The 14,849-nt window shown below is 40.9% G+C and carries 14 protein-coding genes and 1 pseudogene; 14 read left to right on the top strand and 1 reads right to left on the bottom strand.

The genetic code is table 11. The annotated features are described in order from the left end of the window. The first annotated feature begins 97 nt into the window (after positions 1–97). The 14 genes and pseudogenes from gloA to KX728_RS05675 all read left to right on the top strand — a co-directional run bounded on the left by gloA (position 98) and on the right by KX728_RS05675 (position 14,200). Positions 98–478, top strand: coding sequence for a lactoylglutathione lyase (gene gloA / locus KX728_RS05740; protein WP_042902591.1), 381 nt, complete (start codon positions 98–100; stop codon positions 476–478). Positions 479–723: 245 nt separating this feature from the next. Next, the gene (locus KX728_RS05735; RefSeq protein WP_215804580.1) at positions 724–1,524 is read left to right on the top strand and encodes a dihydroorotate dehydrogenase electron transfer subunit; all 801 of its coding nucleotides are present in this window, start codon (positions 724–726) and stop codon (positions 1,522–1,524) included. Then, complete coding sequence (locus KX728_RS05730) at positions 1,487–2,473, top strand: dihydroorotate dehydrogenase (protein ID WP_215804959.1); 987 nt, start codon at positions 1,487–1,489, stop codon at positions 2,471–2,473. The genes KX728_RS05735 and KX728_RS05730 overlap by 38 nt, the downstream gene beginning before the upstream one ends. 110 nt (positions 2,474–2,583) lie before the next feature. Continuing rightward, the gene (locus KX728_RS05725; RefSeq protein WP_215804581.1) at positions 2,584–4,836 is read left to right on the top strand and encodes a glucosaminidase domain-containing protein; all 2,253 of its coding nucleotides are present in this window, start codon (positions 2,584–2,586) and stop codon (positions 4,834–4,836) included. Between the two features lie 165 nt (positions 4,837–5,001). After that, positions 5,002–6,036, top strand: a pseudogene (locus KX728_RS09415) (DNA/RNA non-specific endonuclease). A 94-nt stretch (positions 6,037–6,130) separates the two neighbouring features. Then, entirely contained in the window at positions 6,131–7,057 is a 927-nt protein-coding gene (locus tag KX728_RS05715) for an aldo/keto reductase (RefSeq protein ID WP_001269449.1), read from the top strand. Between the two features lie 96 nt (positions 7,058–7,153). Next, a complete protein-coding gene (locus KX728_RS05710; RefSeq protein ID WP_033684947.1) occupies positions 7,154–7,390 on the top strand; it encodes a DUF2829 domain-containing protein in 237 nt (78 codons plus the stop codon). Beyond that, positions 7,383–8,081, top strand: coding sequence for a 3-oxoacyl-ACP reductase (locus tag KX728_RS05705; protein ID WP_215804583.1), 699 nt, complete (start codon positions 7,383–7,385; stop codon positions 8,079–8,081). The genes KX728_RS05710 and KX728_RS05705 overlap by 8 nt, the downstream gene beginning before the upstream one ends. 10 nt (positions 8,082–8,091) lie before the next feature. Continuing rightward, positions 8,092–8,592, top strand: a complete 501-nt coding sequence (locus tag KX728_RS05700) for an NUDIX hydrolase (RefSeq protein ID WP_215804584.1) — start codon at positions 8,092–8,094, stop codon at positions 8,590–8,592. Next, a complete protein-coding gene (locus KX728_RS05695; protein ID WP_215804585.1) occupies positions 8,570–8,929 on the top strand; it encodes a hypothetical protein in 360 nt (119 codons plus the stop codon). The genes KX728_RS05700 and KX728_RS05695 overlap by 23 nt, the downstream gene beginning before the upstream one ends. A gap of 54 nt (positions 8,930–8,983) precedes the next feature. Continuing rightward, a complete protein-coding gene (locus KX728_RS05690; protein WP_215804586.1) occupies positions 8,984–9,424 on the top strand; it encodes an ASCH domain-containing protein in 441 nt (146 codons plus the stop codon). A gap of 121 nt (positions 9,425–9,545) precedes the next feature. Continuing rightward, complete coding sequence (locus KX728_RS05685) at positions 9,546–12,092, top strand: M1 family metallopeptidase (protein WP_215804587.1); 2,547 nt, start codon at positions 9,546–9,548, stop codon at positions 12,090–12,092. Positions 12,093–12,198: 106 nt separating this feature from the next. After that, positions 12,199–12,873: a two-component system response regulator CiaR gene (ciaR, locus tag KX728_RS05680; RefSeq protein ID WP_000590630.1), complete on the top strand. Its 675-nt coding sequence runs from the start codon at positions 12,199–12,201 to the stop codon at positions 12,871–12,873. Then, positions 12,863–14,200, top strand: coding sequence for a sensor histidine kinase (locus tag KX728_RS05675; protein ID WP_215804588.1), 1,338 nt, complete (start codon positions 12,863–12,865; stop codon positions 14,198–14,200). Before ciaR ends, KX728_RS05675 begins: the two co-directional genes overlap by 11 nt. A 64-nt stretch (positions 14,201–14,264) precedes the next feature. Here KX728_RS05675 and KX728_RS05670 read toward each other — a convergent pair whose 3' ends face one another. Beyond that, a complete protein-coding gene (locus tag KX728_RS05670; protein ID WP_061414515.1) occupies positions 14,265–14,549 on the bottom strand; it encodes a DUF3270 domain-containing protein in 285 nt (94 codons plus the stop codon). Positions 14,550–14,849 lie beyond the last annotated feature (300 nt).

Raw genomic sequence — 14,849 nt, 5'->3', positions numbered from 1 at the left:
AATGAAAGCGTAGAGAAGAGGACTCTAGTTCAAGTTTCTAGTAAATTTTCCTGAATAAAGGTATAATGGAACTATTAAAATGAAAGAGGTAATGAAGATGGCTTCAAAAATGCTACACACTTGCTTGCGAGTAGAAAACCTTGAAAAATCAATTGCATTCTATCAAGATGCTTTTGGTTTTAAAGAATTGCGTCGCAAGGATTTCCCAGATTATGCCTTCACCATTGTCTATCTAGGACTTGACGGTGATGACTACGAGTTGGAATTGACCTATAACTATGACCACGGCCCTTATGTGGTAGGAGACGGCTTTGCTCATATCGCCCTCAGTACACCTGACCTTGAGGCACTTCATCAAGAACATAGCAACAAAGGCTATGAGGTTACAGAGCCAAAAGGCCTACCTGGAAACCCACCAAACTATTACTTTGTCAAGGATCCTGATGGCTACAAGGTTGAAGTGATTCGTGAAAAATAATCCTGTACAGTCAAGTAGAATGTTCGTTTTCTACTTGACTTTTTTTCTTTGAAAGAGTATACTAATACAAATTTAACCTTTAAGGGGAGTCCAGAGAGACTCACAAGGTGTCAGATAAAAGGGATAGGGGACTCTCTGTGGAGACTTTTTAAGTGTGCGCATGAGTTCTAGCCTAACCTAACTGAGGCCTTGCATTAGCAAGGCCTTTTCTTTATCTGATCCCCTTAAATTTAAGGAGGAAAATCATGAATCCCACATGTAAGAAGCGTTTGGGTGCCATTCGTTTGGAAACCATGAAGGTGGTTGAACAGGAGGAAATTGCGCCAGCAATCTTTGAATTAGTCCTAGAAGGAGAAATGGTTGAAGCTATGCGAGCAGGCCAATTTCTCCATCTACGTGTGCCTGATGATGCCCATCTCTTGCGCCGTCCTATTTCAATTTCGTTTATTGACAAGGCTAAGAGACAGTGTCGCCTTATTTATCGGATTGAAGGTGCTGGGACCGCTATTTTTTCAACATTAAGTCAGGGTGATACACTTGATGTGATGGGACCTCAGGGAAATGGTTTTGACTTGTCTGACCTTGATGATCAGAGCAAAGTTCTCCTCGTTGGTGGTGGAATTGGTGTTCCACCCTTGCTCGAGGTAGCCAAGGAATTGCATGCGCGGGGGGTGAAACTAGTAACAGTTCTTGGTTTTGCTAATAAAGATGCTGTCATACTCGAAAAGGAATTGGCCCAATATGGTCAGGTTTTTGTTACGACAGATGATGGTTCTTATGGTATCAAGGGAAATGTGTCTGTTGTCATCAATGATTTAGACAGTAAACTTGATGCTGTTTACTCATGTGGGGCGCCTGGGATGATGAAGTACATCAATCAAAGATTTTATGATCATCCAAGAGCCTATCTATCTCTGGAATCTCGTATGGCTTGTGGGATGGGGGCTTGCTATGCCTGCGTCCTAAAAGTTCCAGATAGTGAGACTGTCAGTCAACGTGTCTGTGAAGATGGCCCTGTTTTTCGCACAGGAACAGTTGTATTATAAGGAGAAAATCATGACTAAAAATCGTTTACAAGTTTCTCTACCAGGCTTGGATTTGAAAAATCCGATTATTCCAGCATCAGGCTGTTTTGGTTTCGGCCAAGAGTATGCCAAGTACTATGATTTAGACCTTTTAGGCTCTATTATGATTAAGGCGACGACACTTGAACCCCGTTTTGGCAATCCAACTCCTAGGGTGGCAGAAACGCCTGCAGGTATGCTCAATGCAATCGGCTTGCAAAATCCGGGTTTAGAAGCTGTTTTAGCTGAAAAGTTGCCTTGGCTGGAAAGAGAGTATCCTAGGCTTCCTATCATCGCAAATGTTGCAGGCTTTTCAAAACAAGAGTACGCTGCTGTTTCTCGAGGAATTTCCAAGGCTGCAAATGTAAAAGCTATCGAGCTCAATATCTCTTGTCCGAATGTGGATCATGGCAATCATGGACTTTTGATTGGGCAAGATCCTGACTTGGCTTATGAAGTTGTAAAGGCAGCTGTGGAAGCTTCTGATGTACCGGTTTATGTTAAGTTAACCCCTAGTGTAACGGATGTTGTCACCATCGCCAAAGCCGCAGAAGATGCAGGGGCAAGTGGCTTAACCATGATCAATACTCTAGTCGGTATGCGCTTTGACCTCAAAACTAGAAAACCAATCCTAGCCAATGAAACAGGTGGAATGTCTGGACCAGCAGTCTTTCCAGTAGCCCTCAAACTCATCCGACAAGTAGCCCAAACAACTGAACTTCCTATCATTGGAATGGGAGGAGTGGACTCTGCTGAAGCAGCGCTAGAAATGTATCTGGCTGGTGCCTCTGCCATCGGAGTTGGAACAGCCAACTTTACAAATCCTTACGCTTGTCCTGATATCATCGAACATCTACCAAAAGTCATGGATAAATATGGCATTAGCAGTTTGGAAGATCTTCGTCAGGAAGTCAAAGCCAATCTGAGATAAGCTAGGTCTTCCTTATCGTCAACAAGACATAGAATCTTCATCAATTTGTAATATTTCCGTCGGTTAACTATGTTACAATAGGGATTAGAAAACGTTATTGGAGCATTTAAATGAAACGATGGAAAGTGGCCCTAGTAAGTGCTGGCTTATTGGGGTGTTTTTTTACTGTAGTGGAGACAGCAAAAGCAGAAGAGGGAACTTGGCAAGGAAAGACCTACCTCAAAGCAGACGGGAAACCAGCAACCAACCAATGGATCTATGATCAAACGCAACAGGCCTGGTTTTATTTAACAGCTGATGGAAATCGTGCTGAGAACGGCTGGTTGACTGTTGCTGGTAAGGATTACTATTTTAACGAAGCTGGAAAATTAGCTACGAAAACGTGGGTTGGCCAGTACTATGTGACTGAAAGTGGTGCTAAAGCCAAGGAACAGTGGGTATTTAATCAGGAACAAGAATCCTGGTATTATCTCAAGTCTGATGGTCAGAAAGCTCAAAAAGAATGGATTCAACAAGGTCAGGAAAAATATTACCTTAAAGAAGACGGGAAAATGGCCAAAGATGAGTGGATCACTCAAGGGGAGAACCAATACTACATCAATTCACAAGGTAAAATGCTGAAAAATGCTTGGCTTGGTAAAAGCTATATATCAGAAAATGGTCATAAGGTTAAACAAGCCTGGATTTATGATGACAACTATAGCAGTTGGTTCTACCTTCAACAAGACGGTACCTATGCTGAAAATGGCTGGTTAACCATAGATGGGAAGGACTACCATTTTAAATCAGGCGGTTATCTTTCTACTGAACGTTGGATTGATCGCTTCTATGTTGCCAAGAGTGGAGCTAAATTGAAATCGGAATGGCTCTTTGACAAGAATTATGATGCTTGGTTTTACTTGAAAGCTGACGGAACCTATGCCGAAAAAGGCTGGGAAACGATCAAAGAAAAAGATTACCATTTCAAATCAGGCGGTTATCTTTCTACCGAGCGCTGGATTGACCGCTTCTATGTTGCTAAAAGTGGAGCTAAATTGAAATCGGAATGGCTCTTTGACAAGAATTATAACTCTTGGTTTTACTTGAAAGCTGACGGAACCTATGCTGAAAAAGGTTGGCAAACTATCAAAGGTAAGGATTACCATTTCAAATCAGGCGGCTACCTCTCTACGGAAACTTGGATTGACCGCAGTTATGTGACGAGCAGTGGAGCAAAAGCTGGCAAAGGGTGGCTCTTTGACAAGAATTATAACTCTTGGTTCTATATCAACTCTGATGGAAATTATGCCAATAAAGAATGGCTCTGGGATAATGGTTACTACTATCTCAAATCTGGTGGTTATATGGCTGCGAGTGAGTGGGTATGGTACAAGAACAATTGGTTCTACCTCAAGTCAAATGGAAAGATGGCTGAAAAAGAATTAATCTACGATTCATCCGACCAATCATGGTATTACCTTAAATCCGGCGGTTATATGGCAAAAAATGAAACTGTGGATGGTCATACCTTGGATGCTTCTGGTAGATGGCATGTTGCGGATAAAACCAAATATTACAAAGTTAAACCAATCACAGCCTATGTCTATAGTGCATCTGGAGAAATCTTGAGTTACATTAACCAAGGAAGCATTGTTTCACTGGATAGCTCGACGCGAAAAGGTGGCCGACTTGCAGTTTCGATTTCTGGCTTGTCTGGCTATATGAATCAAAGTGATTTGACAGCAGTAGATGAAGGTAGCGAGTTTATCCCTCATTATACCAGTGATGGGAAATTCCTCTACCATGAACTCTCTCCTTACACGAGTATCAAAGTAGCTCCACACACTTCTGCTATGGTTATTGGTAAGAAGTACTACTCGACTGATGGTGAGCATTTCGATGGCTTTACCATTAAAAATCCTTTCCTCTATAAGAACTTGAGAGAGCCAAGTAATTATAGTGCAGCTGAGTTGAATAAAATTTACTCCATGATGAACTTGCAGGATAGTCCACTAGCGGGTAAAGGAGCGACTTTCAAAGAGGCTGAAGAACGTTATGGCGTCAATGCCCTTTACTTAATGGCCCATAGTGCCCTTGAAAGTGCTTGGGGTCGCAGTCAAATTGCCAGAGATAAGAACAACTTCTTTGGTATTGCCGCTTATGATACGAGCCCATATCTCTCAGCCAAGAGATTTGATAATGTGGATAAAGGGATTCTAGGAGCTGCCAAGTGGATTCGTGAGAATTACATCGACTACGGCAGAGACCATCTTGGAAACAAGGCAACTGGAATGAATGTTCGCTATGCTTCCGATCCTTACTGGGGTGAGAAAATAGCCAGCATCATGATGACTATCAATAGCAAACTTGGTGGAAGAGACTAATCAAAAAATCAACGGTAACTACTGAAAAAGTGGTTATCGTTTTTGTTTTAAACATTGGAGTAGAAAGAGTATAATAACAGCATCTTTATTCTTGAACAATTAACAAAATGATAGTAAAATGTAATAGTATATATTAATCTAATCACTATATAAAAGGAGACTTTTATGAAAAAGCTACTATCCTTCTCAATTGCCTTGCTTTCCATCACAACACTAGTTGCTTGTTCTGGACATAAGGCGGAATCAAAGATCCCAGAAGAAAAAATTGAACAAAAGCAAACCAAGTTCGATGAAAAGTTATTTAAAGAAGCTGGACTCTTGCCTTTTAAAAATGAGAAACAGTTAGAACTTGGGGAATTGGATTCTAAATCACGCGCAACGGGTGCTCATATTCAACTTAAGGACAGCGATGAGCCAACTGAGAAGAGAGAGTCCAAGTTGACTTATAATCCAGTTGGATGGCACAACTATAATTTTTATTATGGAGATGGCTCTAAAAAGGCTTGGTTGATGAATCGTGGTCATTTGATTGGGTACCAGTTTAGTGGATTAAACGATGAAAAGAAAAACTTGGTCCCTATGACTAACTGGCTAAATGCTGGAAATTATTCTGGAACAGATGACCAAAACCAAAGTAGCATGCTTTACTATGAAAATCGATTGGACTCTTGGTTGGCCAATCACCCAAACTATTATCTTGACTACAAGGTGACCCCAATCTATCAAAAGGACGAATTGATCCCTAGACAGATTGAGTTACAGTATGTGGGAATAGATGAAAACGGCAAACTCTTGGAAATCAAGGTAGGTGGTAGTAAGGAAAAGGTTAATCAGTATTCTGTGACACATGTTATTCTAGACAATGTTTCAGCTAATGCTGAAATCAATTATTTGGATGGTACTGCTAAGAATACAGTTGAAGATGCAAAGATAAAAGAAGAAAAAGAAAAGGCTAAGAAGGAAGCTGAGGAAAAAGCCAAGAAAGAGGCAGAAGAAAAAGAAGCAGCTGAAAAGAAAGCAAAAGAAGAAGAACAGGAAAAAGCTCGCCAAGCCGCACAAGAACAGGAAGAAAGCTAGGAATCAAACTCGCAATCAACAAATTCAGGTGGCTACTTTAGAGATAAAAACGGAAGATGGCACAGACCGAATGGTAAATTCGCTTCTAAGAAAGAAATTAGAGAAGCTGGATTACAGTGGTAGGAAGAATTTAGTAGATATACAGTCAAAAAGCCGTTGGAAAACGGTTTTTTGTTATAATTAAATGAAGAATGTAGAATTGAAGGAGAAAAATTTGATGAGATACATAACTCTTGGTCAAGATGACAAAGAATTATCAGAAATTGTTCTCGGAATGATGAGAATAAAAGATAAGTCTGTAAAAGAAGTTGAAGAGCTTGTAGAAACAGCACTTTCTGTTGGAATCAATGCTTTTGACTTGGCTGATATTTATGGTCGTGGTCGTTGTGAAGAACTGTTAGGTATTGTCCTAAAAAATCGTCCAGATTTAAGAGAAAAGATGTGGATTCAGTCCAAATGTGGCATTCGCATTGAAGAATTTACCTATTTTGATTTTTCTAAGGACTATATTATAAAATCAGTCGACGGAATTTTGCAAAGATTGAAGATTGATCATCTAGATAGCTTGCTTCTTCATCGACCAGATGCTTTGATGGAATCTGACCAAGTAGCAGAAGCCTTTGATCTTCTTTATAAACAAGGTAAGGTCCGAGATTTTGGAGTTTCTAATCAAAATCCTATGATGATGGAGTTGCTTAAAAAAGATGTCAAGCAGCCGTTAGCTGTTAATCAGCTACAATTGAGTGCGGCTTTTACTCCAGGATTCGAATCAGGTTTTCATGTTAATATGGAAGATAGTCAAGCAACTATGCGAGATGGCAGCGTTTTTGAATATTGCAAATTACACGATGTGGTCATTCAAGCATGGTCTGTCTTACAATTCGGGTATTTTAAAGGGAACTTTGTTGGTAATGAGAAATTTCAAGCTTTGAATCAAGTACTTGATCGTCTAGCTTTTAAATATGGAGTAACCCCTTCAACTATTGCCATTTCTTGGATATTGCGTTATCCAGCAAAAATGCAGGCAGTCGTAGGTACAACAAATCCTAAGCATTTGAGAGAAGTTAGCCAAGCGGCAAACTTTAGCTTAACAAGAAAAGAATGGTATGAAATTTATCTTGCAGCAGGGAATAATTTACCGTAAGTAGAAGCAGATTTAAATAAATCACAGTCAAAAAGCCGTTGGAAAACGGTTTCTTGTTATAATTAAATGAAGAATGTAGCATTAAAGGAGAACAACATGACTTTTGAAGAAATCCTGCCTGGGTTAAAAGCCAAGAAAAAATATGTACGCACTGGTTGGGGAGGGGCTGAAAACTATGTCCAACTCTTTGACACTATCGAACAAAACGGGGTTGCACTTGAAGTGACGCCCTATTTCCTAATCAACGTGTCTGGAGAAGGGGAAGGTTTTTCCATGTGGAGCCCGACACCTTGTGATGTTTTGGCGACGGATTGGGTAGAAGTGTATGACTAGACGTGTATTGATTACGGGAGTAAGTTCAGGGATTGGTCTGGCTCAAGCACGACTCTTTTTAGAGAATGGCTATCAAGTTTATGGAGTTGACCAAGGTGAAAATCCACTCTTAGAGCGTGATTTTCACTTTTTACAGAGAGATTTGACCTTGGACTTGGAGCCAATTTTTGACTGGTGTCCTCAGGTGGATGTCTTGTGCAATACTGCTGGAGTTTTGGATAATTACAAACCCCTTTTGGATCAAACAGCGCAGGAAATTCAAGAGATTTTTGAAATCAACTATATGACTCCTGTTGAGTTGACTCGGCATTATTTGACACAAATGTTGGAAAATAAAAAAGGAATCATCATCAATATGTGTTCGATTGCTTCAAGTCTAGCTGGCGGAGGTGGTCACGCCTATACCTCGTCTAAGCACGCCTTAGCTGGCTTTACCAAGCAGTTGGCTCTAGACTATGCTGAGGCTGGTATTCAGGTCTTTGGGATTGCTCCAGGGGCAGTCAAGACAGCCATGACTGCTGCCGACTTTGAGCCAGGTGGATTGGCAGACTGGGTGGCTAGTGAAACGCCAATCAAGCGCTGGATCGAGCCAGAGGAAGTAGCAGAGATTAGCCTTTTCTTAGCAAGTGGAAAGGCGAGCGCCATGCAAGGACAAATCCTTACCATTGATGGTGGCTGGTCTTTGAAGTAGGAGGAGTTAGATGGAAATCAAAAAATACTTTGGAGTCTATGCTGTTTGCTTTGAAAATGGGAAGTTACTCTGCATTGAAAAAACGAGAGGCCCTTATCAACATCGTTATGATCTACCCGGTGGTAGTCAGCAACTTGGTGAAGGATTGACAGAAACGCTGATTAGAGAAGTTATGGAAGAGACAGGATTTACTGTTAGAAGCTACTCCAATCCTCGAATCTACGATGTTTTTGTCAGGGAAGAGTTAACAAATTTTATGGTTCATCATATCATGGCATTTTATGATATTGAGATAAACGAGAAGGAAGCTCAAGTTACGATTTCGGATGCTGTGTCTGATGGTGCGAATGATTCACTCGGATATGTTTGGATGGATATTCAGAAAATCACAGAAGAAAATGCCTCACCCTTAGTATTGAAGGCTAAGACAGAGTTACTAGGATTTCCAGAACTGAACAAGACTTTCTACATGAATTGGAAGGTGAGAGATGAAAAATTATTCAATGGATGAAAGGATATTCCAGTATCCTGAATCGTTTAAAAAATTGATCGAACTCAATTTAGTTGATTTTAATTGTTGGTATCTATTGGATTCAGAATGGGCCCTATCTTTGTATGAGGGATTGCAGGAAAGGTACCCAAGCAGAAAGTTGATTCCATTTGCTAAAAGAGGAGATTGTGATGATACAGCTTGTTTTGAAATAGGAAAGGGCAATAAGGTTCAACTCATTCATGATTTTGCTGCCGAAGGATGGAAGCAACGAAAAGAATTTAACGATTTTTGGGAATGGGTAGAATATGCTGTAAAATGCATGATAGAGTATAACAAAGAGGATGGAATTGAGTAATCGCAAGCTCTTTTTTAGGGACGAAGTAACAGAATTACAAGATAAGGAGAACAAATGACACCGCAAGAAATGTGGAATGACTACAAGCTAATCAACCCCTCTATCGGAGATGAGATAGATGCCTGGGCTTTTGGAGTGGAAGCAGATCTCTTGGCAGATTTGGTTTTAAAAGGCGAAAAGACAGCAACAGCCTCAGCCTATGACCTCTACTCACTAGAAGACGAACCTCTTCCAAAAGAGGGAACCTTTGACGTCATTTTAGACAGTCAAGATCAGGCTGTCTGCATTGTCGAAATTACCAAGGTTTCCGTTCAGCCCTTTCATCAAGTTTCTGCTGACCATGCCTACAAGGAAGGTGAGGGAGACAAATCTTTAGCCTATTGGCGTCAGGTTCATGAGGACTTTTTCACCGAGTGGATGAGGGAAGCCGGACTGACTTTTACACCTGACAGCAAGGTCGTTTTGGAAGAATTTCGCAAGGTCTATCCTCTGTAGACAGATAGAAGGAAGAAAGTTTTGGAAATCGCCGTCCAATCCTTTTTTCTTAATCAAAACATGATATAATAAGTTTGTTTGAAGAAGAGTAAAACTCTTAAACTTAGAATAGGAGAAAACTATGCAAGCAGTTGAACATTTTATTACCCAATTTGTTCCTGAACACTATGATTTATTTTTAGACTTGAGTCGTGAGACCAAGGCCTTTTCTGGGAAGGTGACCATTACTGGTCAAGCACAGAGTGACCGTATTTCCCTTCACCAAAAAGACTTGGAAATCACTTCTGTAGAAGTTGCGGGTCAAGCTCGTCCATTTACAGTTGATCATGACAATGAAGCCCTTCATATCGAATTAGCTGAGGCTGGCAAAGTTGAAGTGGTTCTTGACTTTTCTGGTAAAATCACAGACAACATGACAGGGATTTACCCTTCTTATTACACAGTTGATGGTGTCAAGAAGGAGGTCTTGTCTACCCAGTTCGAGAGTCATTTCGCGCGCGAAGCCTTCCCATGTGTGGATGAGCCTGAAGCCAAAGCAACTTTTGACCTTTCTCTACGTTTTGACCAAGCAGAAGGTGAAATGGCCTTGTCAAACATGCCAGAAATTGATGTTGAAAACCGTAAGGAAACAGCCATCTGGAAGTTTGAGACAACACCTCGCATGTCTTCTTACTTGTTGGCCTTTGTTGCTGGTGACTTGCAAGGTGTGACCGCCAAAACTAAAAATGGTACCCTCGTAGGTGTCTACTCAACCAAAGCTCACCCACTATCTAACCTTGATTTCTCACTAGACATCGCCGTCCGCTCAATCGAGTTTTACGAAGATTACTATGGAGTTAAGTATCCAATCCCTCAATCACTTCACATCGCCCTTCCTGACTTCTCAGCTGGTGCTATGGAAAACTGGGGTCTTGTGACCTACCGTGAAGTGTACTTAGTTGTGGATGAGAACTCAACCTTTGCTAGCCGTCAACAAGTTGCCCTAGTTGTAGCACATGAGTTGGCTCACCAATGGTTTGGAAACCTCGTGACTATGAAATGGTGGGATGACCTCTGGCTCAATGAAAGCTTCGCTAACATGATGGAATACGTCTGTGTGGATGCCATCGAGCCAAGTTGGAATATCTTTGAAGACTTCCAAACAGGTGGTGTTCCAGCTGCGCTTAAACGCGATGCGACGGATGGTGTTCAGTCTGTCCATGTTGAAGTCAAACACCCAGATGAAATTAATACGCTCTTTGACGGCGCTATCGTCTATGCTAAAGGAAGCCGTCTCATGCACATGCTTCGCCGTTGGCTCGGTGATGCGGATTTTGCTAAAGGCTTGCATGCTTACTTTGAAAAGCACCAGTACAGTAATACCATCGGTCGTGACCTTTGGAATGCCCTTGGTCAAGCATCAGGACGTGATGTTGCAGCCTTCATGGATTCTTGGTTGGAACAGCCTGGTTATCCAGTTCTCACTGTCAAAGTTGAAAATGATGTTTTGAAGATTTCACAAAAACAATTCTTCATCGGTGAGCACGAAGACAAGAACCGTCTCTGGGTTGTCCCACTCAACAGCAACTGGAAAGGCTTACCAGACACACTTGAAACTGAAAGTATCGAAATTCCTGGCTACGCAGCCCTTCTTGCTGAAAATAAAGGAGCCCTTCGTCTCAATACTGAAAATACAGCCCACTACATTACAGACTATCAAGGAGACTTGTTAGAATCTGTTCTTTCTGAGTTAGAGTCACTTGATAACACAAGTAAACTGCAAATCGTTCAAGAACGTCGTCTGCTTGCTGAAGCAGGACACATTTCTTATGCGGACTTGCTCCCAGTCCTTGATAAACTTGCTAAGGAAGAATCTTACCTTGTTGTTTCAGCTATTTCTCAAGTGATTTCTGCCCTTGAGCGCTTTATCGATGAAGGAACGGATGCTGAAACAGCCTTCAAATCACTAGTTGCTAAATTGGCTCGTCATAACTATGACCGTCTTGGTTTTGAAGCTAAAGACGGAGAATCAGATGAGGATGAATTGGTTCGTCAGTTGGCCGTTTCTATGATGATTCGCTCCAATGATGCAGAAGCTAGTCAAGTCGCTAGCCAAATCTTTGCAGCTCACAAGGAGAACCTTGCAGGACTTCCAGCAGCCATCCGTGCACAAGTTCTTATCAATGAAATGAAACACCATGAGACCAAGGACTTGGTCGCAACTTATCTGGACCTCTACACTCATGCCACAGATGCTGTTTTCAAACGCCAGTTAGCAGCTGCTCTAGCCTACAGTACAGATGCTGACAATATCCAAACCTTGATTCGTTCATGGAAGGACAAATTTGTGGTGAAACCACAAGACCTTTCTTCATGGTACCTTCAATTCCTCGGACACCAAGCAACTCAAGAGACTGTTTGGGTATGGGCACGTGAAAACTGGGATTGGATCAAGGCAGCTCTTGGTGGGGATATGAGCTTTGATAGCTTTGTCATCTTCCCATCACACATCTTTAAAACAGAGCAACGCTTGGCAGAGTACAAGGAATTCTTTGAGCCACAGCTCTCTGACCTTGCTCTTAGCCGTAATATCCGCATGGGGATCAAGGATATCGCAGCGCGTGTTGACTTGATTAAGCGTGAGAAAGCAGCAGTCGAAGCTGTTGTAGCCCAATATGCTAAAGCTTAATTCGTTTATGTAAACAAAAACTCAACTTTCTATCTGAAAAGAAGAGAGAGTTGAGTTTTTTTTAAGGCAATTTTGGTATAATAATCATAACAAGGAGGAGTTTCTGATGATAAAAATCTTATTAGTAGAAGATGACCTGGGTCTGTCAAACTCAGTATTTGACTTTTTAGATGATTTTGCAGATGTCATGCAGGTTTTTGATGGAGAAGAAGGTCTCTACGAAGCTGAAAGTGGCGTCTATGACTTGATTTTGCTTGACTTGATGTTGCCGGAAAAAAATGGTTTCCAAGTCTTGAAAGAGTTGCGCGAAAAAGGAATTACGACACCAGTCCTTATCATGACTGCCAAAGAGAGTTTGGATGACAAGGGACACGGTTTTGAGCTTGGAGCGGATGACTACCTCACCAAACCTTTCTACCTTGAAGAACTCAAAATGCGGATCCAAGCCCTTCTCAAACGTTCAGGCAAGTTTAATGAAAACACCTTGACCTATGGAGATATTGTCGTCAACCTTTCAACGAATGAAGTGAAAGTGGAAGATACTCCTGTGGAACTACTCGGAAAAGAGTTTGAGTTATTGGTTTACTTCCTTCAAAATCAAAATGTTATTCTTCCCAAGACGCAAATTTTTGACCGTCTATGGGGATTTGATAGCGATACGACGATTTCCGTTGTAGAAGTCTATGTCTCAAAAGTTCGTAAGAAATTGAAGGGAACAGCCTTTGCTGAAAATCTTCAAACCTTGCGTAGTGTCGGGTATATTTTAAAAGATGTTCAATAAACTAAAAAAAACATGGTATGCAGATGATTTCAGCTATTTCATTCGAAACTTTGGAGTGTTCACCCTGATCTTCTCTGCGATGACCTTGATTATCCTCCAGGTCATGCACTCGAGTCTCTACACTTCTGTAGATGAAAAACTCCAAGCCCTTAGTAGCAGTCCCCAAGCGGTTATCCAGTTAGCCTTGAATCGGGCAACTGAAGAGGTCAAGGATATTCAACCCGCAACTGCGGATGCCAGCAAGGTTGAAATCAAACCCAATGTCAGCTCCAATACGGAAGTCTTACTCTTTGACAAGGATTTTAACCAACTCTTACTGGGGAATCGTTTTTCAGGTTTGGACAAGATCAAGTTGGACAAGAAAGAGTTGAATCACATTCGCCAAATCCAAGTTGTCAATAGCTATGGTCAGGAAGAAACCTATCGGATGATTTTGATGGAAACCAACTCATCTTCCGTCTCAAGTAACGTCAAATATGCTGCGGTTTTAATCAATACCAGCCAGCTCGAGCAAATCAGCCAAAACCACGAGCATTTAATTGTTGTAGTCATGGCTAGTTTCTGGCTCCTGTCTTTAATTGCCAGTGTTTATTTGGCACGTGTCAGTGTCAAACCCTTGCTGGAAAGTATGCAAAAGCAGAAGTCCTTTGTCGAAAATGCCAGTCACGAACTGAGAACGCCTTTGGCCGTTTTACAAAATCGTTTAGAAAATCTCTTTCGAAAACCAGAGGCAACGATTATGGAATCCAGCGAAAGTATTGCTTCGAGCCTTGAAGAAGTTCGCAACATGCGCTTTCTCACAACCAATCTTCTCAACCTTGCACGTCGCGATGATGGAATCAAACCAGAAATAGCAGAAGTATCACCACAGTTCTTTAAGACTACCTTTGCTAACTTTGAGTTGATTGCTTCTGAAAATGATCGTATTTTTGAGTATGAAAATCGGATTTATCGTCCCTTCATGACCGATCAGTTGCTCCTAAAACAGCTCATGACCATCTTATTTGACAATGCCATCAAGTATACTGAAGAAGATGGAAAAATTGAGTTTGTAGTTCATGCTACAGATCGTCATCTCTATCTAACAGTAACGGATAATGGAATTGGAATTTCAGCTCCTGACAAGAAGAAAATCTTTGACCGTTTTTACCGTGTAGACAAGGCGAGAACCCGTCAGAAAGGTGGCTTTGGTCTTGGACTATCTTTGGCCAAGCAGATCGTAGATGCCTTACGAGGAACGATTAGCGTCAAAGATAACAAACCTAGAGGAACAATTTTTGAAGTTAAAATCGCTATTCAATCTCCTTCAAAACGTAAGAATAAATAAAAAAGACAGTTAGATAACTGTCTTTTTTGATAACTAGAAAAGAGGCTGGTAGTAGTACCAACCTTTATTTTGAAAATTTTCGTTTCATTATCTTTCGTTGAAGTTGTAAAAGGGCGAAACTAAGACCCATTGCAGCGATAAAGGATAAAGCTGTATTTAATTTTATAGCTAAAAAGATAAAACTAAAAAGTGCCATAAAAATACAGAAACAAGCGATATTTACAAAAAATAAAATCTCTTTTAGGTTAGGGCCAACTGGGGCTTCTGGTGTGTAGTCTTGGTAAAGCGGAGTTTGTTTTGATTCGGGAGCTTGTTCAAACTCATAAGCTTCTAGTTTTCTTGCGGACATGATTCTCTCCTTAACAGTACATAACTATTTTATCATTTTTTATGCAGAGAATTATTACAGAATTGTTACAAAACTACTAAAGTCTCTTATCAACTTCTAAGTCTCTCTTCTTGACACCCACTAGGGAAAATGATAGCATGGATGTTACACTTAAAACAGATGACCTGACCTTCTCTTTTATAAATATACTGAGAAAGGAAAGGATAACTTATATAAATTGATAGCAAGCTGAGGCTTTTTCCTAAGATGATTTGTTAAGTTGATACCTGATTTATTTTAAAAAGTATAGGTAGGAGTTGT

The sequence above is a fragment of the Streptococcus oralis genome (assembly GCF_019334565.1).
GTDB classification, from domain to species: domain Bacteria; phylum Bacillota; class Bacilli; order Lactobacillales; family Streptococcaceae; genus Streptococcus; species Streptococcus oralis_CR.
The sequence above is the reverse complement of the archived record's forward strand: the minus strand, read 5'-3'. Positions and strand labels throughout refer to the sequence as shown.